This window comes from Streptomyces sp. NPDC053474, from assembly GCF_044544845.1.
In the GTDB taxonomy this organism is placed as follows: domain Bacteria; phylum Actinomycetota; class Actinomycetes; order Streptomycetales; family Streptomycetaceae; genus Streptomyces.
Genome location: NZ_JBITXV010000012.1, coordinates 64,918 through 82,344, shown reverse-complemented (window position 1 = coordinate 82,344; position 17,427 = coordinate 64,918). Strand labels below are relative to the sequence as shown.

Here is a 17,427-nt window from a genome sequence, read left to right as displayed (position 1 = left end):
GTGGGCCGAGCCGAGCGGCACGAGAGCCCGAGCGGAACAGGGGGTGCCGCGGCCCGGCACCGGGGGCCCGGCCGAGGCCGCCGATGCCCGAAGGACAATCACCGTGCCCGCAGCCAGCAGTGCGTCCGCCGCTCCCGTCCCTTCCCCGCCCGGCTCGCCGCCGCCGCGGACCCGCCTGCCGCGCGTCTCCGACGCGACGCTGCGCGACTCCGCGCACATGGCCGGTGTCGAGTTCTCCCCGCCCGGCGCCGCGGCGGTCGCCGTACTGCTGCGCCGCGTCGGCATCGACCTGGTCGAGACCGGGTTCCTCACCGGAGCCCACTGCGCCGACGCCCCGCTGGTGGAGGCCGTCCACGAGGCCGTCGGCCCCGGCCACTGCGTCTCCCTGGTGGCCGTGCGCTCCCGGGCGCAGGTGGTCACGGCCTTGGACGAGGCCCTGCGGCTCGGCTGCCGCAGTGTGATGCTCTCGCTGCCGACCTCCGCCGAGCACGCCGGACTCAAGCTCGGCTCTCCCAGCCTGCGGCGCCTCATGACGCTGGCCCGCGTCGCGATCGGGGAGGCCAAGGACCGCCGCCTGCACGTGACGTTCAGCGGCGAGGACGCGGCGCGCACCCCACTGGACCGCCTGACGGAGTACGTCGCGTCCGGCTTCGCCGCGGGGGCCGACCGCTTCCGCCTGGCGGAGACCGTCTCCTCGCTCACCCCCTGGAGCTGCGGGGAACTCGTCGCCGCGCTAAGGAAGGACGCCTGCCGCGACGCGACCGACGAAGTCGAGGTGCACTGCCACAACATGCTGGGCATGGCGGTCGGCAACTCGCTCGCCGCCCACGCGGCGGGCGCGGACTGGATCTCGGTGACCACCGCCGGCATCGGCGAACGCGGCGGCAACACCCCGCTCGCCGAACTCCTGTGCTCCCTGCGCGTGCTCTACGACGACGACCGCCACGCCCTGGAGCACCTGCCCGAGCTGACCGCCGAAGTGCACCGGCGGGCCGGCCTCGACCAGCCGTTCGTCTCCGGCCCGGCCACCGATCGCGCCTTCGCGTACGAGATCCTCGGCCAGCTCACCCACCCCGCGGCCTACGAGTCCATCGCCCCCGAGCAGGTCGGCAACCACCGCACGCTGCGGGTCCGCACCCGCTTCGGGCCACCCCTGCTGACCTGGGCACTGGGCGACGCCGCGGACGGCCTCGACGTGGACGCCTACTGCGCCTGGCTGCGCGCACACCAGGAACGCCACGGGCGCCCCGCCCTGGACCGGGACGGCATCCGCCGCCTGGCCGAGACCTTCAAGGCCGCGTCCGGCACCGGCGGCGCACCCCCAAACGCTCCGGCCGCGCACGCCACGGCCCCCCGGGCGGGGCTGTCATGAGCGCCCTCACCGCCCTGTGCCCCGAGTGCGAGACCGAGATGTCCCTGCCCCCGCTGACCGAGGGCGAGACGGTGGGCTGCCCCGAGTGCCTCCTGACCCTGCGCGTCACCCGGGCCGCGGACGGGCGTGCCGAACTGGAGATGGTGGAGACCGAGCTGAGGGACTGGGGCCAGTGACGGCACGGCGAGCGGAGGCCGGAGCGGACCCCGTCCCGGAGGAACGCCCGGGCGCCACCGTCGCCGTGGTGGCCGACCGGGTGGGCTGGGAGGAACGCAGGCTCCTCGACGCGCTCGGGGCGACGGGGCTCGACGGGCGCTGGGTCAACGACGAGGCGCTCTCCCTGGGCCTCCCCAAGAGCAGCCCGCCGTCCTGCGCCCTGGCACTGATCCGCAGTCGGAGCTACGTACGCGGCCGCCTGCTGGCCACCGCCCTGACCGCCAGCGGCGTCCCCACCCTCAACAGCCCGCGGACCATCGCCCTGTGCGAGAACAAGCTCGACCTGCTCACCACCCTGCACCGGACGTCCGTGCCCGCGCCTGCCTTCCGGCTCGTGCTCTCCCGCGCCGACCTGCGCGCGGCCCTCGCCGAGTTCGGCACGCCCACGGTGGTCAAGCCGCTGTACGGCGGCAGGGGCCGCCGGGTGTTCCTGCTGCGCGACCGCGATCTGGCCGAGTCCTTCTACGACTATGTGGAGGACCTCGCGCACGGCTACGAACAGGCCTACCTGGCCGAGCCGTTCCTCGAAGGACCCACGCTGCGCTGCCTGGTGGCGGGCGAGCGCGTCGTGGCGACCGTCCGCTTCGGACGCCCACCGGGGGAGTGGCGGCGCAACGCGGCCACCGGAGGCGACCCGCACCATCTGACCGACCGCCCCGACGCCGAGGACGTCGCCCTGCGCGCGGCCGCCGCGCTCGGCCCCGGCGTGTACGGCGTCGACCTCTTCGACCAGCGCGACGGCCCCCTGGTCGGCGAGGTCAACCACGTGCCCGGCTTCCGCACGCTCGCCGCCGTGGCACCGGTGGACCCGGCGCGGGCGCTGGCCGCGTACATCCGCCGGGTACTCGGATGACCCGCGTGAGCGTGATCGGCGCCGCCGGGCTGAGCGGCGGCGAGCTGATCCGGCTCGTCCACCAGCACCCCGGACTCGACCTCGTCCACCTCGGCGGCCACCGGCACGCCGGACAGCGCCTCTCGGCGGTCCACCCGGGGCTGCGCCTGCGCCCCGACCCGCTGATCGAGAAGGTCACCGACGACCTGGCGGCCCGGCGCTGCGACGCCGTACTGCTGGCCACGCCCGCGCCGGTGTCCGCCCGCCTCGCGCCCCGGCTCTCCCGCACCGGCGCCGTGGTCGTGGACCTCAGCGGCGCCTTCCGGCTGCGCTCGGCCGCGGCCCACGCCCGCTGGTACCCGGACGCCGACCGGCCACCGGGACTCGTGGACCACTTCGTCCACGGCGTACCCGAACTCGTCCGCGACCAGCTGCCCCAGGCCGCGCTGATCGCCCTGCCCGGCTGCTACGCGACCGCCGCCACGCTCGCCGTCGCCCCGCTGGTGCTCGGCATGGACCTGTGCCCGCGGCGGCTCCTGATCGACGCCAAGGGAGGCTCGAGCGGCGGCGGCCTCACCGGCCGCACCGCCGACGCGCACCCCTACCGCGACGGCAACATCACTCCCTACGCCCCGGCGGGCCACCGGCACGCCGCGGAGATCGAGGAGTTCTTCGGCCGCCGCACGACCGAAGGCCCGCGCGTCAGCATGTCGGCGTACGGCACCGGGGGAGTACGGGGCCTACTGGTGAGCTGCTACGCCTTCACCGAACTCGGCGGCGACAGCGACGCGGCCGACGCGGCCGACGCGGGCGACAGGACACTGCTGCGCGCCTACATCCGCTTCTACCGCGACCACCCCTTCGTGCGCTTCCGGCGGCAGGGCGAGACCGCCATCCCCGTGCCCAGCCCCAAGGCGGTCAACGGCTCCAACTACTGCGACGTGAGCGCGGTGCACGACCCCGACGGCGAGCGCGTCATCGCCCTCGCCGCGCTCGACAACCTGATCAAGGGAGCGGCGGGGCAGGCCGTACAGGCGCTCAACCTGCGCTTCGGCTATGCGGAGGACACCGGTCTGGCCATGCTGCCGGTGGTGCCCGTATGACCACCGGCGGCGGAGCGGAACCGCGCGCGGCGCCGCCGCGGCCGACGGACGCCGTTGTCGTGAAGTTGGGCGGCAGCATCCTGCGGGACCTGTCCGCCGCCTGGTGGGACGACTTCGCCGGGACCGCCCTCGCGCATCCCCGCACCGTCCTCGTGCACGGCTGGTCGCGGGAGCTGGCCGCGCTCGACCCGGCCCACGGAAGGCCGGAGGCGTTCGTACGGGACCGGTACGGCAACCGCAGCAGACTCACCACCCCCGGCGTCCTCGACGACATCGAACGCGTCAGCGCCGACATCGCCCGCCGGGTGGCTGCCGAACTGTCCCGCCAAGGCCCCCGCACCCTCCACCATGTGCTGGGCCACCACGGCCTGTTGACCGCCGGAGAGGGCGAACGGCTGTGGTGGCGGGACCGCGTCCTCGTCGAACTGGACAACCTGGTCGGCCCGCCCCGCCACGTCGACCTCGCCCACTTGCCGGCCCCCGGGCACACCGTCCTCGTCACCCCGCTGGCCCGCGACCCCCGGGGCCGCACCGTCAACACCGACGCCGACCGCGCGGCCGCCGCCCTCGCGGGCGCCCTCGGCTCCTCCTGCCTGGTGCTCGTCACCGACGTCCCTCACGTCCGGGTCGACGGCGCACCCGTACGCGCGCTCGCCGCCGAAGACCTGTCCGCGCTGCGGCACAAGGGCGTCACCGGCGGCATGCGCAAGAAGCTGCACGCCGCCGCGGAAGCGCTCCGGGCCGGCGTGGAGACCGTGGTGATCGGGAACGGCCCCGTCGGCGCGCTGCGCACCGGCCGCCTCGGCACCGTCATCGCGCGCGAGCGCGGTGCCGGACACGACACCGAACGGGAGACAGCGGTCCACCCGGCGCGGCCGGGCAGCCCGCCCGGAGGATGAGGAGGACACCACGTGGGCGGTCGCGCGTGGGCGTTGTTCGTGACCGCCGCGGTACTCGGGGGAATGCCGTACCTGCTGATCAAGGTGGCGCTGGCCGACTACCCGCCCGCGTCCGTGGCGTGGCTGCGCTGTCTGGTGGCCACCGCCGCCCTGTGCGCCCTCTCGCTGCGGCGGAGCCTGCTGCGCTGGCTGCGGCGGCGCTGGCGGGCCGTCCTGACGCTCGCGCTGGCGCAGATCACCGTTCCCTTCCTCGCCATCGCCACGGGCGAACAGCGGGTCACCTCCTCCGTCGCCGGAGTCCTCATCGCGACGGAGCCGCTGTTCGTCGTCGTCCTGGTGCGCTACCTGACCCCCGCCGAGCGGGTCGCGCCCGGTCAGATCGCGGGCATGCTCATCGGCGTCTGCGGCGTCCTCACCCTGCTGAGCGGCGACGGCGGCGGCTCCTCCACCGTCGTGGGCGCGGCTCTGCTGCTGCTCGCGTCCATCGGCTACGCCACCGGCGTGGTGCTGGTCCAGCGGTCCTTCCAGGACGCCTCACCACGGGAGCTGGCCACCGCGACGCTCGGCGCCAACACCCTGCTGCTCGCGCCGCTGGGCGCACCACCCGTACTGACCCGCGCCCCCCAGCCCGACAGCACCGCAGCCGTGGCCGTACTCGGCCTGGTGTGCACGGCCGTCGCCTTCCTCGTCTACTACGCCCTGGTGCCCGCGGCCGGAGCGACCCGCGCGGCCGTGGTCACCTACCTCAACCCGGCCGTCGCGGTGCTCCTCGGAGCGCTGCTGCTCGATGAACCCGTCGGCCCGGCGACCGTCCTCGGCTTCCTCCTGGTCATCGCCGGTTCCTGGCTCGCGACTCGGCGATGGGGCGGCGGCCGCTCCGCCACGGTCCGTGCCCGCGGCACCCCGCGAGCGGCCGGACGCACCGGCCGTCGCTGACCTCGGCCCCGCCGCGCGGAGTCCTGGGCTACCGGCCCTTCGCCGCCCGGGTCACCGCCTCCGCCAGGCGGTGGTTCTCCGGTCCCGCGCCGTAGCCGGACGGGAAGCCGAAGCGGCGGCGCGTGTAGGCGTAGGCCACCCCGGTCGCGGGGTCGGCGAAGGCGAGGGAGCCCGTCGCACCGCTGTGGCCGAAGGCGTCGGGGCCGAGGAACGCGTAGCGTCCGCCGAGCGATTCGAAGCCCAGGCCGAAGACGTCGTCGTTGCCGGTGACGAGGTCCCTGCCGCGATGGCTGAGCCGGGCGAACTCGGTGATGGTGCGCGGGGTGAGCAGCGGCTCCCGGCCGTCCACCTCGCTGATCGCGGCCGCGTACATCCCGGCCACGCCGCGCGCGGTGCCGACCCCGCCGGACGAGGCGGGGCCGAGGGCGCGCACGGCACGGGTGTTGGCGAAGGCCACCAGGTCGGTGGGCGGGGACGCGTTCTGGTTGAAGGCGATGCCCTCGACGCTGTCCGGGGCCGCGGCGTCCTCCAGGAGCCGTTCCAGTTCCTCCTCGGTGGGCTCCAGCGGCAGCACCTGTGCGTAGCGCTCCTCCAGCTCCTCGGGCAGACCGAGGTGGAAGTCGAGTCCGTACGGGGCCCGGATCCGCTCCTCGTACAGCTCCTGGAGGGTACGGCCGGTCACCCGGCGCGCCACCTCGCCCGTCAGGGCCCCGATGACGAACGCGTGGTAGCCGTACGCGGTGCCCGGCTCCCACAACGGGCGGTGACCGGCCAGGCGCGCGGCCGAGAGACGGTCGTCGGCCAGCTCGGCGAGGGTGAAGCCGCCGTCCACGCCGACGGCACCGGCCCGGTGCGCGAGCAGCTCACGCAGCGTCAGCCGGTCCTTGCCCGCGGCCCCGAACTCCGGCCAGTAGGAGGCCACCGTGCGGTCCAGGTCGAGGGTCCCGTCCTGCACGAGGAGCGCCAGCACGAGGTGGGCGGCGCCCTTGGTGACGGAGTACAGGCACGTCAGCGTGTCCGCCGCGGTGCCGGGCCCGCCCCACAGGTCCACCACCCGGTGCCCGTCCACGTGCACGACGAGCTGTGCCTCGGGCGCCTGCCGCTGTTCACCGAGCACCTCGGCGAACGTCTCCCGTACGCCCTCGAACCCCGCGGCCACGGTCCCTCGCACCTGCTCCATGTGTCCCCTCCACGCCGATCATGTACTGGCCAGGGGCGACAACAGGGCGTTCCCACGGCTTGTTCCCTAGGTCGCCGGGTCCAGCTCGCCCTCGAAGCCCGTGTGGAACGCCGCCCCGTACGCGGCGTCGCCGAGGAGGTCGCGGGCCTGCGCCTCGCAGGTGGCCCGCGCGGCGGTGAGGTCCTCGACGCCGGCGCGGGCGCTGCCGATGTCCTGCCAGAGCCGGTCGGCGCTGCCGAGCAGCCGGGCGGCGCGCTCGCCGTCCCCGGAGGCGACGGCCGCGGAGGCGAGCAGGTCCACGCAGAGAGCGGTGCCGAGGCTGTCGTGGAAGTGGCACTTGCCCCGCATCGCGGCCTGGGCGTGGGCCGTGGCCGCGTCGGCCCGGCCCCGGAAGAGCTCGGCGAGGGCCAGCATGTAGTCGCCGTAGGCGCGCAGCCAGAGCTCGCCGTGGCGCTCGCTCTCGCCGCACAGCTCCGCGGAGACGGCCGCGGCCTGGTCGAACTGCCCGAGGAAGACGTGGGAGAAGGCCCGGGCGGACCGGATGAGACCCCACGCCGAGTCGTAGTGGCCGGGGGCCGGGCGGGCCCGTGGTGCCGCGTCGAACGCGGTGAGCGCCTGGGCGTGCTGGTTGTCCAGGTTGAAGACGATGCCGCTCAGATAGGCGACGGCCTGCGGCACGGTCTCGTCGTCCCGTGCGGCCGTGGCCTCCCGGAAGGCGGTGGCGCACCGGTGGGCCGTCTCCCTGTCGCCCTGGCTCATGGCGATGAGGAAGCGGGCCCACAGCGCCTTGCCGCGCACATGGTCGGGGGACGCCTCCAGGGCCAGGGCCCGGTCGAGATAGTGGCGGCCCTCCGTGGTGAAGCCGCAGGCGAACCAGACGAACCACAGGGACCCGCTCAGCTCCTGGGCGCCGTGCCCGTCGCCCTCGGCGAGGCAGAAGTCGAGCGCGGCACGGAGGTTGGCGTGCTCGGCGTGCGTACGGCGGTACCACTCCACCTGGTCCGGGCCGAACCAGGCGGCGTCCGCCGTGCGGGCGAGGTCCAGGCAGTGGCCGAGGTGGCGGCGGCGGACCGCGTGCTCCTCGCCAAGGCCGCGCAGCCAGCACGCGCCGAACTCACGGATGGTGTCCAGCATGCGGTAGCGCGACGCGGCCCCTTGCGGCACCCACTCCACGATCGAGCTCTGCACGAGCGACGCGAGCAGGCCGGGCACGTCCTCGACGGGCAGGCGGTCGTCCGCGCAGACCCGGCGGGCCGCCTCCTCGTCGAAGGTGCCGCAGAACACGGACAGGCGCGCCCAGGCGAGGCGTTGCGCCGGGGTGCACAGCTGATGGCTCCAGCCGATGGCGGTGCGCAGCGCCTGGTGCCAGGGCGGGTCCGCCGCGTACACCGGCTGCCGCGACTCGCCGAGCACCTCGAAGCGGTCCTCCAGGCGCCGGTTGAGCTCGGCCGGGGACATCTCCCGCAGCCGGGCCGCGGCCAGCTCGATGGCGAGGGGCAGCCCTTCGAGGCGCCTGCACAGCGCCGCCGCCTGGCCGGAGCCCACGGTGGGGCGGCCCGGCGCTGCCTCGCCCACCCGCCGGGCGAGCAGGGCCAGCGCGTCGGCCTCGGGCAGCGGGTCGAGCGCCACGACGTCCTCGACGGGCAGGCCGAGCGGGCGGCGGCTGGTGGCGAGCACCCGCAGGTCCGGCGCCGTCGTCAGCAGGGAAGCCACCGCGTCCGCGCACTCCTGGACCACGTGTTCGCAGGTGTCGAGGACGAGCAGCAGCTCACGCCCCGCCAGGTACTCGGCTACCACCTCGAACATCGGTCGGGTGCTCTGGTCGACCAGGGGCAGCGCCTCGGCGAGCGCGTACGCCAGCATCGCGCCGTCCTCCAGCGGGGACAGCTCGACCCACCAGACGCCGTCGGGGAAGCGCGGCCGCAGCTCGGCGGCGGCACCGCGGGCGAGCCGGGTCTTCCCGACCCCGCCGACCCCGCTCACCGTCACCAGGCGGTGCCGGGCGAGCCGTCCCGCGACCTCCGCCAGTTCGCTCCGCCGCCCGACCAGACCGGTGTCGCCGCCGCGCGGCGGGCCTTCCACCCTCGGTCCGTGTGACTTCGTCACCTTCGCCCCCCTTGAGCTCCGTACGCGAGACGACCCGGGCAGCGCGCGACGCTACCGGCGCCGGGGCAGCGGTGCGCGGGCTGTGGCGAATTGGCCACGGACCGTCATCGAAGCTGGCACAGTACCCCGCACGCGGGGGGCGTACGCGCACATCCGAACTTCACCAGACGACCAGGGGGACGCAGTGGAAACACGGCACAAGTGGCTCGCCGCGGCGGTAGGGGCACAGGCGGCCGTGGCCACGGTCATGAGCCTCGCCCATGTGCCCCTGCACGCACTGCTCCTGCTCGGGCCGCTCCTTGCGGCCCAACGGCTCTCGGCGCGGGTGACCGCTGTCCTGGGCACCCTCGCCGTCGGCCTGGCCCTGCTGGACTCGCCGCCGATCTCCCTGCGCGATCTGGCGTCCCTCCTGAACATCGCGGCCGTCTCGGTGTGGGCCGTGGTGACGGCGCACTCCCGCGTGCGCGCCGAGCGTGCGCTCGACCGGATGACCCGACTCGCCGACACCGTGCAGGAGGCCCTGGCCCGCCCGCTGCCCGACCGCGTCGGCCACGTCGGTCTCGCCGTGCACGCGCGGCCCGCCGACCCGCACGCCCGCGTCGGCGGTGACGTCCACGACGCCGTGCTCACCTGCGCGGGCCCGCGCGTGCTGCTCGCCGACGTCAAGGGGCACGGCGTCCAGGCCCTGCGGGTGGCCGCCGCCGTCCTGGCCGCCTTCCGGCGCACCGCCGCCACCGAACCCGACCCGGTCCGGCTCGCCCGGACCCTCGACGAGCACCTGGGCCCCGAACTCGGCTCGGAGGACTTCGTGACCCTGCTGCTCGTCGACTTCCACCCCGGCGAGGCCCGCATCGTCAACTGCGGTCACCCACCGCCCCTGCGCACCGGCCGCCGCCTCCACCTGCTCTCCCCGCCGCGGCCCTCACCCCCGCTCGGCCTGCGCCCCGCCCCCTGTCTGCAACGGGTCCAGCTGGCACCGGGGCAGCGCCTGCTCCTGTACACCGACGGCCTCACCGACGCCCGTGACGCCGACAGCGCTCCCTTCCCGCTCGACGGCCCGCAGTGCCACGCGGCCCTGACCGCGCCCGACCCGCACGACGCCCTGCGGTGCCTGACCGACCTGCTGCACCGCCACACCGGCGGCACCCCGCTCGCGGACGACCTCACCCTGCTGCTCGCCGAGGCCACCCCCACGCCGCTCGGCCGACCGCGCGAGGCGCCCCCGAGGCCGGCGGGCCGCTCCTGGACGGCGTGACTGCGACCGTGTCCGCCGACCGCCCGCGAAGCACCGGGCCGGACCCGCCGCCCTAGCGGCCGCCCCCCGCCCGCAGCGCGTTGTCCACCAGGCGGAGCGTGGCGGCGTCCTGAGCCTCCTGCCGGGCCTCGTCGGTGCGCAGGGTGAACGTCGCCGTCGTCACGGCGCGGCTGCCGTCCCCGGTGACGCCGGACTCGGAGACCACACCGAGGTGGGTCCCGCCGTGGAACCAGAGGCCCGAGCCGCTGCCCGCCACCGGCCGCCAGGCGATGCCGAGGCCGTAGCGGACGCCCTTCGCCCGGATCCAGTCCTCGGCCGGGACGGTGCGCCGCATCGCCGCCAGCTGCGCGGGGCGCAGCAGCCGTCCGGCCATCAGGGCGCGCAGGAACACGGCGTGGTCGCGGGTCGTGCTGATGAGGGCGCCGTCCGCACCGCCGACGGCGGCGAGCGTGGTGTCGGTAAGGCGCGTGCCGCCGGGGAACTGCGTGTACGCCGTCGCCGTCGGCTGCGGGACGTAAGGGGAGGTCCCCGGGATCAGCGTGTGCCGGAGGCCGAGCGGTTCGATGACGCGCTCGTGGACCTCCTGCGCCCACGGACGGCCCGTCACCGCCTCGATGACCAGGCCCGCGACGACGTAGTTGGTGTTGGCGTAGCCCCAGCGCCGCTCGGCCGCCGGGGCGTCGCGGCGCGGCAGCCACCGCGGCGGCTTCGTGAGCGCGGCCGCCAGCTGCTCCCGGGGCGTGTGCGTCCGGAACCGTCCCGCGCGGTACGCCTCGGGCGTGAACTCCCCTTCCGGGAGCGCGACGTAGTCGTTGAGGCCGCTGGTCTGGCGCAGCAGATTGGCGAGGGTGATCCTGCCGCCGTCGTTGCCGTGGCCCCGGATCACGCCGGGCAGCCACCGCTCCACCGTGTCGGTGAGCGCGAGCCTGCCCTCGCCGACCAGCTGGAGGGCGACCACGGCGGTGAAGGTCTTGGTGTCGCTGCCGATGCGGTAGTACGCGTCCCAGGGCACCGGTCGACCGGAGTCCAGGTCCGCCACTCCGGCGCGTGCCGTGGTGCGGCCGTGCGCGGTCTGCACCTCGGCGAGGACTCCGGTGGCCCCGGTCGCCCGGACCGCGTCGACATCGGCCTGGAGGGCGTGGCGCGCGTGCCCCGGGGCGTCGTGCGGGGCCGCCGCGGCCTGCGGGGCCGCGCCCGCGAGCAGGGCCCCGGCGGCGGCCGCCATGGTCGTGCGTCGGCTCATCGCCGGGCCGGTCCCCGTCATCGGGTCACCTCCGTGGCGGCGCAGGTCACGTCGGTGGCGGGCAGATCCCCGCCGCGCAGATAGTCGTTGACGGCCCGCTCGGCACACGGAACGGGGCGGTATCCGTCGAGACCGCGTCCGTACACGCCGTGCGCGCGGATGTCCGCCGTCACCAGCCGGGAACCGGTGAGCTTGCGGTGCAGGGCGAGACCGCCCTCGTAGGGAACGTTGTTGTCACGGCGGGCCTGGAGCATCAGGACGGGCACGCTGTTGCCGATCCTGGTGCCCGGCTCGCGCGGCTCGGCGCCCCAGAAGGCGCACGGGGCGATCATGCCGTTGACGTACGGGCCGAAGACCGGCTGGGTGGCGCGGCTGCGCACGCTGTTGCGCCAGTACGTCTCGGGGTCCGCGGGCCAGCCGCCCGCGGGCCAGCCACCGTCGCCGCACATGAAGACCGCGCCGCCCACGAAGCTGTCCGCCAGTTCGGGGGAGGAGAGCAGTTCCAGCATGGCGGCGAGTTCGGGTCCCGGCTCGACCGGCTTTCCCGCGGCGGCGTCGACGAGGTCCCGCACGATGGCCGCGAGGGCCGGATCGTTCTCCTGGTGCTGGATGGGCTGCTTCAGGATCAGCCGCAGGACGGGCGCGTTGAGCCGCTGCCCCGCGATGCCGACGGGCCGCCGCTCGGCCCGGTCGAGCAGCCGCCGCACGGTGGCCCGTACCTGGGCCGCGGTGCGGCCGAGCCGGTAGGTGCCGTGGTGCCGGGCGGCCCACCCGGCCCATTCGTCGAGGGACTTCTCCAGCGGCTCGCCGGAGCGCCGGAACAGTTCGTACTGCGTGGCCGCCGGGTCCGTGGAGGAGTCGATGACCATGCGGTCGGTGCGGCGCGGGAACATCTGCGTGTACACGGCGCCCAGATCGGCGCCGTAGGAGACCCCGTAGTACGACAGCTCGCGCTCGCCGAGGGCGGCCCGGATGGCGTCCATGTCCCGTGCCACGTTGCGGGTGGAGGCGTGCGGCAGGAGCTCGGCGTTGTCGCCGTGCTCGCGGCAGCGCCGTGCCTGGTCCCGGGCGGACCGCACCGAGGCCTCGAAGTCCTTGCGGGCGGACGTCTTCGGACCGGGCGGTGTGGGCGGCCCGGCCGGGGCGCAGGCGATCGGGCTGCTGTCGCCGAGGAACCGGGGGTCGAAGCCGATCAGGTCGTAGCGGTCCGCCACGTCCTTCAACGCCGGGCGCAGGGCGAGGGTGGTGGCGAGCCCGGCGCCCCCCGGGCCGCCGGGGTTGGACAGCAGGATGCCGCGCCGCTCGCTGCGGTTCTTGGCCTTGACGCGGGAGATCGCGAGCTGGATCGTACGGCCGTCGGGCCGGGCGTAGTCGAGGGGGACCGTCACGTGGGCGCACTGCGCGCCCGCCTCGTTGAGCTCCTTCTGCTCCGCCGGGCAGGCGCGCCAGTCGAGGCGCTGGTGCTGTGCGGAGCCGACGGGGGGCGGGGCGGGGGACGCCGTCGCGGGGACGGCTCCGGCCAGCAGGCCGACCAGGCCGAGGCCGATGGTGACGGCGGGGGCGACGCGCATGGTGCTCCTTTGGATCAAGCGGTGTCGCCCTTGACGCTAGGAGCGCGCGCCGCGCCACGACATGGGGCTACCCCTAGGTCTTCGGCTGGGGGCAACCACAGGGGCGGCAGGGAGAGTTGCCTCGGCGACACGGCGACACGGCGACACGGCGACACGGCGACACGCGCACACGGCCCCTGCGCGCACGCGAAAGCCCGTGGCCCGCCCCCAGCAGGGCGTACCACGGGCGTACGTCCCCGTCAGCGCGTGCCGACCGCCGCCCGCACGGCCCGCCGGGCCATCTGGCAGTCGTCGTGCAGCCGCCGAAGGAGCAGGCGCTGCTCCTCGCCGGACGGCACAGCGACCGGGTGGGGCATGCCCACCGGTGCCGTCGGGGCGGCGTCGTGCAGCGTGCGCTGCACCGCCGTCTCGCACCTCCTGATCTCGCGCGTGAGTACCAGCATCAGGTTGACGAGGAACGCGTCGCGTGCCGCCGGGCCCGCCTGCTGGGCGAGCTGGCTGATGTCGCGGCGCGCCACCGGGGCGTCCCCGAGGACCGCCCACAGCGTCGCCAGGTCGTAGCCGGGCAGGTACCAGCCCGCGTGCTCCCAGTCGACGAGCACGGGACCGGCCGGGGAAAGCAACACGTTCGACAGGAGCGCGTCCCCGTGGCAGAACTGCCACATGGCCTGCGGCTGCGAGGCGTACGCGTGCGCTATGCCGCGCAGCAGCTTCTGGAGGTCGCCCATGTCCCGGTCCGTGAGCAGCCCCAGCTCGTGGAAGCGCGCGATCCGCCGGGGGTAGTCCAGCGGCTTGCCGAACATGTCGTTCGGCGGGCGCCACTGGTTCAGGCGGTGCACGGCGCCCACCGCCGCCCGCACGTCCGCCCGGGGCGGGGCCTCCGTGGGGTGCCGCAGCAGCGCCGCGACCCGGCCCGGCATCCGCTCGATCACCAGGGTGCAGTCGTCCGGGTCGGCCGCGATGAGCCGCGGCGCGCGCACGGGCGGACGATGCCTGACGAACGAGCGGTATGCAGCTATTTCGTGCCTGATGCGCTCGGTCCAGCCGGACGAGTGGTCGAGGAGGCACTTGGCGACGGCTGTGCTGCGGCCCGTCGTGCCGACGAGCAGGACGGTGCGGCCGCTGCGGCGCAGCACCTGCACCGGGTGGAACTCCGGACAGATGCGGTGCACCGACGCGATGGCCGAGCGCAGCTGCGCGCCTTGGGGGCCGGACAAGTCGAGTCTCCCGCTGAGCGGCCCGTTCGCGGTCGCCGGCGCGCGCCGCGGCCGACCGGGAGCGAGCGTCCCCGACGCGGCGCGCGCCGGGGCCAGATAGGGGCCGCCGCCCTGGAGCGGGGCCTCCGCCGGGCGGGCGGGACCGCGGGACGGCGAGTGGGGGCGCAGCGGCCGGGGCGGGGCGGACACGGAGGACGATGCTGCGTACATGGGCGATACAGATCCCTTCGTGTGCCTGCGAGTTGCGGCGCCCTCCCGTCCCGGCCTTCCGTGGGTGCACCCTGGGGAATGCCCCGTGGGGGCCGGGTCGGGGTGGCGCACTCCTACCTGACACCCCGAGGCCCCTGGCACACCATGTGGCGCACCCTGGCGAACCCTGGCGAATAGTCGCTCAGCAACTGACAGACGGTTACTGTCAACTCAGCCGAGAACCTGGGGGCTTGACGTGAACGGACAACCCAACACCCGCCTGTCGGACCTCTTCGGCCTCGCCGGCTGGTCCAAGGGCGAACTCGCCAGACTGGTGAACCGGCAGGCGGCCGCGATGGGTCATCCGCAGCTGGCCACCGACACCTCACGGGTGCGGCGCTGGATCGACATGGGAGAGATCCCGCGCGATCCCGTGCCACGGGTTTTGGCGGTCCTGTTCACCGAGCGTCTCGGCCGTGTCGTGACCATCGAGGACCTCGGTCTGGTCCGGCACGGGCGCGTAGGCAAACAGCGCGCCGACGGGAGCGTGGAGCACCCGGACGGCGTGCCGTGGGCGCCCGAGCGAACCGCCGCGGTCCTCACCGAATTCACGGGAATGGACCTCATGCTCAACCGACGCGGCTTGGTGGGCGCGGGCGCCGCGCTCGCCGCCGGCTCCGCACTCACCAGCGCCATGCACGACTGGCTGCACACCGATCCGACCCTGAAGGCCGACGCTCCCCGTCTCGACGATCCCCTGTACGCCGATCCCGCCGGGTTCGACCGCTATGAGGCCGCTCCCATCGGCTCCGAGGAGATCGAGGAACTGGAGCGCTCGGTCGAGGTGTTCCGCGCCTGGGACGCGTCCCGTGGCGGGGGCCTCCAGCGCAAGGCGGTGGTGGGCCAGTTGAACGAGGTGGGCGGCATGCTCGCCTACCGACACCCCGACCACCTCCAGCGGCGCCTGTGGGGCGTCGCCGCCAACCTCGCCGTCCTCGCCGGGTGGATGTCCCACGACGTCGGCCTCGAACCCACCGCCCAGAAGTACTTCGTGATCGCCGCGCACGCGGCCCGCGAGGGCGGCGACCGGCCGCGCGCCGGAGAGGCCCTCTCCCGCGCCGCGCGCCAGATGGTGCACCTGGGCAAGCCGGATGACGCCCTGGACCTGATGAAGCTAGCCAAGTCCGGCTCGGGCGAGCAGACGCTGCCGCGCACCCAGGCGATGCTGCACACCATCGAGGCCTGGGCCCAGGCCTCGATGGGCAAGGGCCAGGCGATGCGGCGCACGCTCGGCCGCGCCGAGGACCTGTTCGTCTCCGACAAGGGGGACGTGCCGCCGCCCAGCTGGATGCAGATGTTCGACGAGGCGGACCTGCACGGCATGCAGGCGCTCGCCTACCGGACCCTCGCCGACCACGACCCGTCCGTCGCACACATCGCCCAGCGCCACGCCAAGGAGGCCATCGCCCTGCGCACGAAGGGCCACGACCGCTCCACGATCTTCGACTACATCTCGTTGGCGTCGGCCTGCTTCATCGCCGACGACCCCGAACAGGCCGACCGGTACGCCCGGCTCGCGCTGGTGTCGATGGGCTCGAACTCCTCGCACCGCACGTGGGACCGGCTACGGGAGATGTACCGGCTGACCGCCCAGTACGCGGGCTACCCGAAGATCAAGGACCTGCGCGAGGAGATCAAGCACGCCCTTCCCAAGGCCGTGGGCAGGCCCGGAGGAGGGAAATGGGCGCGGGCGTGAGGAGCGTCGGCCGCGGCGGCGGGAAGCCGGGGCCAGGGCTTCGTGACCCTAGGTGTCGACCCTGGCCACCAGCAGACAGGCGTCGTCCTCGCGCGGGGCCACGCCGAACTCCTCGACCGTGAGGCGCACACAGTCCTGAGCCGTCCTCGCTTCGGCGAAGCGCGGCGCGAGGGCGAGCAGTCGGCTGGTCGCGGCATCTCGGGAACGCCGCGGCACCAGGCCGTCCGTGTGCAGCAGGAGCAGGTCACCGGGGCGCAGCGCCTCGTCGGCCTGGTCGTACGCCGCGCCGGACGTCGCGCCGAGGAGCACGCCGTCCGGAGGCGTCAGGGGGCGCCCCGTCCCGTCGCGGAACAGCAGCGGGGCGGGGTGTCCGGCCTGGGACCAGGTCAGCACGTGCCGCTCGGGGTCGTACAGACAGCAGACGGCGCTGCCGAGGGCGGGCTGCGCCGAGGCGTCGAGGAGTTGGTTGAGCCAGGCCATCAGCTGGCCCGGCTGCGTGCCCGCGACGGCCATGCCGCGCAGCGCGCCGAGCAGCATCGCCATGCCCGAGGTCACCGTGACGCCGTGGCCGGTGAGGTCGCCGACGCTCAGCAGCATCCGGCCGTCGGCCAGCTCCAGGGCGTCGTACCAGTCGCCGCCGATGAGGGCGCTGGACGAGGACGGCAGATAGTGGGCGGCGAGGTCGAGCCCCGCCGGGCCGCCCTGCGGGAAGCGCAGCGAGCCGTGCCACGGCGGCAGTACGGCTTCCTGCAGCTCGACGGCGAGCCGGTGCTCGGTCTGGGCGAGGTGGTGCTGGCGCTGGAGCGAGTCGCGGCTCTCGCTGACCGCCCGCTGGCTGCGGCGCAGCTCGCTGACGTCCCGCAGGACCGCCCACATGGAGGCGGTGGAGCCGTCGGCGGCGAGCACGGGCTCGCCCATCATGTGCACCTGGCGCTCGCTGCCGTCGGCGCGCACGACGCGGAACTCGCCGTCGATCGGCTTGCCGTCGACCAGGCAGTCCGTGACCATCGTGGTGAGCAGCGCGTGGTCGTCGGGGTGCACGAGCGAGGGCAGCTCGTCGAGGGACAGCGGCGGCGCGGCCGGGTCGCGGCCGAGGATCTGGAACAGCTCGCCGGACCAGGTGGCCTCGTCGGTGAGGAGGTTCCACTCGGCGCTGCCCACGCGGCTGAGCAGGGAGCCGGGCGGCGGCTCCGGCCGCGCGGCGCCGCTGTGCGGGCGGTGCGTGCGCGGCGGGCCGTCCCGCAGCTGGGCCAGGTGTCCGTGCAGGTCGTTGAGTTGATGGACGGCGAGGTCGCACAGGGCGCGCTGCCAGCGGCCCGTGGGGTCGCTGTGGTCGGCGGTGGCGTCACGGCGCACGGCGTCGACCTCGCCGCGGAGCCTGCGCGCCTGCGTGATCAGCGCGTCGACCGGGCCGCGCTCGGGCGGCTGGGCGGTTCGGTCCGCGAAGACGTGGGACGGCATGGGGGCTCCGTAGGCGATGCGATGCGGCCGGGCCGGCTCGCGGGGGCCGCGCTGGTGGGGGCGGCGGGCTTCCTGGCTGGCCGCGCTGTCG

At 74.9% G+C, this 17,427-nt stretch carries 14 protein-coding genes; 8 read left to right on the top strand and 6 right to left on the bottom strand.

Going from position 1 to position 17,427, the window contains the following annotated elements:
• Positions 1 to 103: 103 nt before the first annotated feature.
• The 6 genes from ACIG3E_RS27380 to ACIG3E_RS27355 are packed head-to-tail and all read left to right on the top strand — an operon-like array spanning position 104 to position 5,358.
• On the top strand, positions 104 to 1,372 hold the full coding sequence (locus ACIG3E_RS27380) for an isopropylmalate synthase (RefSeq protein WP_399621652.1): 1,269 nt from the start codon (positions 104 to 106) through the stop codon (positions 1,370 to 1,372).
• Positions 1,369 to 1,548 (top strand): lysine biosynthesis protein LysW, encoded by a 180-nt coding sequence (locus ACIG3E_RS27375; RefSeq protein WP_399621649.1) that lies wholly within the window; start codon positions 1,369 to 1,371, stop codon positions 1,546 to 1,548. Before ACIG3E_RS27380 ends, ACIG3E_RS27375 begins: the two co-directional genes overlap by 4 nt.
• Positions 1,545 to 2,441: a RimK family alpha-L-glutamate ligase gene (locus ACIG3E_RS27370; protein ID WP_399621646.1), complete on the top strand. Its 897-nt coding sequence runs from the start codon at positions 1,545 to 1,547 to the stop codon at positions 2,439 to 2,441. Before ACIG3E_RS27375 ends, ACIG3E_RS27370 begins: the two co-directional genes overlap by 4 nt.
• A complete protein-coding gene (argC, locus tag ACIG3E_RS27365; RefSeq protein WP_399621643.1) occupies positions 2,438 to 3,523 on the top strand; it encodes an N-acetyl-gamma-glutamyl-phosphate reductase in 1,086 nt (361 codons plus the stop codon). Before ACIG3E_RS27370 ends, argC begins: the two co-directional genes overlap by 4 nt.
• Positions 3,520 to 4,422: an acetylglutamate kinase gene (locus ACIG3E_RS27360; RefSeq protein ID WP_399621640.1), complete on the top strand. Its 903-nt coding sequence runs from the start codon at positions 3,520 to 3,522 to the stop codon at positions 4,420 to 4,422. Before argC ends, ACIG3E_RS27360 begins: the two co-directional genes overlap by 4 nt.
• Before the next feature lie 12 nt (positions 4,423 to 4,434).
• Positions 4,435 to 5,358 carry a DMT family transporter gene (locus ACIG3E_RS27355; RefSeq protein WP_399621636.1) on the top strand — a complete coding sequence of 308 codons (924 nt, stop codon included), beginning with the start codon at positions 4,435 to 4,437 and terminating at the stop codon, positions 5,356 to 5,358.
• Between the two features lie 28 nt (positions 5,359 to 5,386).
• On the opposite strand, the gene ACIG3E_RS27350 is transcribed toward ACIG3E_RS27355, so the two are convergent.
• Both ACIG3E_RS27350 and ACIG3E_RS27345 read right to left on the bottom strand, forming a co-directional pair.
• On the bottom strand, positions 5,387 to 6,538 hold the full coding sequence (locus ACIG3E_RS27350; RefSeq protein ID WP_399621633.1) for a serine hydrolase domain-containing protein: 1,152 nt from the start codon (positions 6,536 to 6,538) through the stop codon (positions 5,387 to 5,389).
• A gap of 66 nt (positions 6,539 to 6,604) precedes the next feature.
• Positions 6,605 to 8,644 (bottom strand): ATP-binding protein, encoded by a 2,040-nt coding sequence (locus ACIG3E_RS27345; protein ID WP_399621630.1) that lies wholly within the window; start codon positions 8,642 to 8,644, stop codon positions 6,605 to 6,607.
• Between the two features lie 184 nt (positions 8,645 to 8,828).
• Between ACIG3E_RS27345 and ACIG3E_RS27340 the strand changes: the two genes are divergently transcribed.
• Entirely contained in the window at positions 8,829 to 9,899 is a 1,071-nt protein-coding gene (locus ACIG3E_RS27340; protein WP_399621627.1) for a PP2C family protein-serine/threonine phosphatase, read from the top strand.
• Between the two features lie 52 nt (positions 9,900 to 9,951).
• Here ACIG3E_RS27340 and ACIG3E_RS27335 read toward each other — a convergent pair whose 3' ends face one another.
• The 3 genes from ACIG3E_RS27335 to ACIG3E_RS27325 form a co-directional block, all read right to left on the bottom strand.
• Entirely contained in the window at positions 9,952 to 11,142 is a 1,191-nt protein-coding gene (locus tag ACIG3E_RS27335) for a serine hydrolase domain-containing protein (protein ID WP_399621622.1), read from the bottom strand.
• A gap of 17 nt (positions 11,143 to 11,159) precedes the next feature.
• Positions 11,160 to 12,713, bottom strand: a complete 1,554-nt coding sequence (locus ACIG3E_RS27330) for an alpha/beta hydrolase (protein ID WP_399621620.1) — start codon at positions 12,711 to 12,713, stop codon at positions 11,160 to 11,162.
• 239 nt (positions 12,714 to 12,952) lie between these two features.
• A complete protein-coding gene (locus tag ACIG3E_RS27325; protein ID WP_399621617.1) occupies positions 12,953 to 14,140 on the bottom strand; it encodes an aminoglycoside phosphotransferase family protein in 1,188 nt (395 codons plus the stop codon).
• A gap of 235 nt (positions 14,141 to 14,375) precedes the next feature.
• Between ACIG3E_RS27325 and ACIG3E_RS27320 the strand changes: the two genes are divergently transcribed.
• On the top strand, positions 14,376 to 15,875 hold the full coding sequence (locus ACIG3E_RS27320) for a hypothetical protein (protein ID WP_399621614.1): 1,500 nt from the start codon (positions 14,376 to 14,378) through the stop codon (positions 15,873 to 15,875).
• A 48-nt stretch (positions 15,876 to 15,923) separates the two neighbouring features.
• Here the strand turns inward: ACIG3E_RS27320 and ACIG3E_RS27315 are convergent, their stop codons facing one another.
• A complete protein-coding gene (locus tag ACIG3E_RS27315; RefSeq protein WP_399621611.1) occupies positions 15,924 to 17,336 on the bottom strand; it encodes a PP2C family protein-serine/threonine phosphatase in 1,413 nt (470 codons plus the stop codon).
• Positions 17,337 to 17,427: the final 91 nt, after the last annotated feature.

Excerpts from the sequence above, each read along its gene's own strand:
- ACIG3E_RS27375 (WP_399621649.1), top strand. The coding sequence starts at position 1,369 with ATGAGCGCCCTCACCGCCCTGTGCCCCGAGTGCGAGACCGAGATGTCC.
- argC (WP_399621643.1), top strand. The coding sequence starts at position 2,438 with ATGACCCGCGTGAGCGTGATCGGCGCCGCCGGGCTGAGCGGCGGCGAG.
- ACIG3E_RS27360 (WP_399621640.1), top strand. The coding sequence starts at position 3,520 with ATGACCACCGGCGGCGGAGCGGAACCGCGCGCGGCGCCGCCGCGGCCG.
- ACIG3E_RS27350 (WP_399621633.1), bottom strand. The coding sequence starts at position 6,538 with ATGGAGCAGGTGCGAGGGACCGTGGCCGCGGGGTTCGAGGGCGTACGG.
- ACIG3E_RS27335 (WP_399621622.1), bottom strand. The coding sequence starts at position 11,142 with ATGAGCCGACGCACGACCATGGCGGCCGCCGCCGGGGCCCTGCTCGCG.
- ACIG3E_RS27330 (WP_399621620.1), bottom strand. The coding sequence starts at position 12,713 with ATGCGCGTCGCCCCCGCCGTCACCATCGGCCTCGGCCTGGTCGGCCTG.
- ACIG3E_RS27325 (WP_399621617.1), bottom strand. The coding sequence starts at position 14,140 with ATGTACGCAGCATCGTCCTCCGTGTCCGCCCCGCCCCGGCCGCTGCGC.
- ACIG3E_RS27315 (WP_399621611.1), bottom strand. The coding sequence starts at position 17,336 with ATGCCGTCCCACGTCTTCGCGGACCGAACCGCCCAGCCGCCCGAGCGC.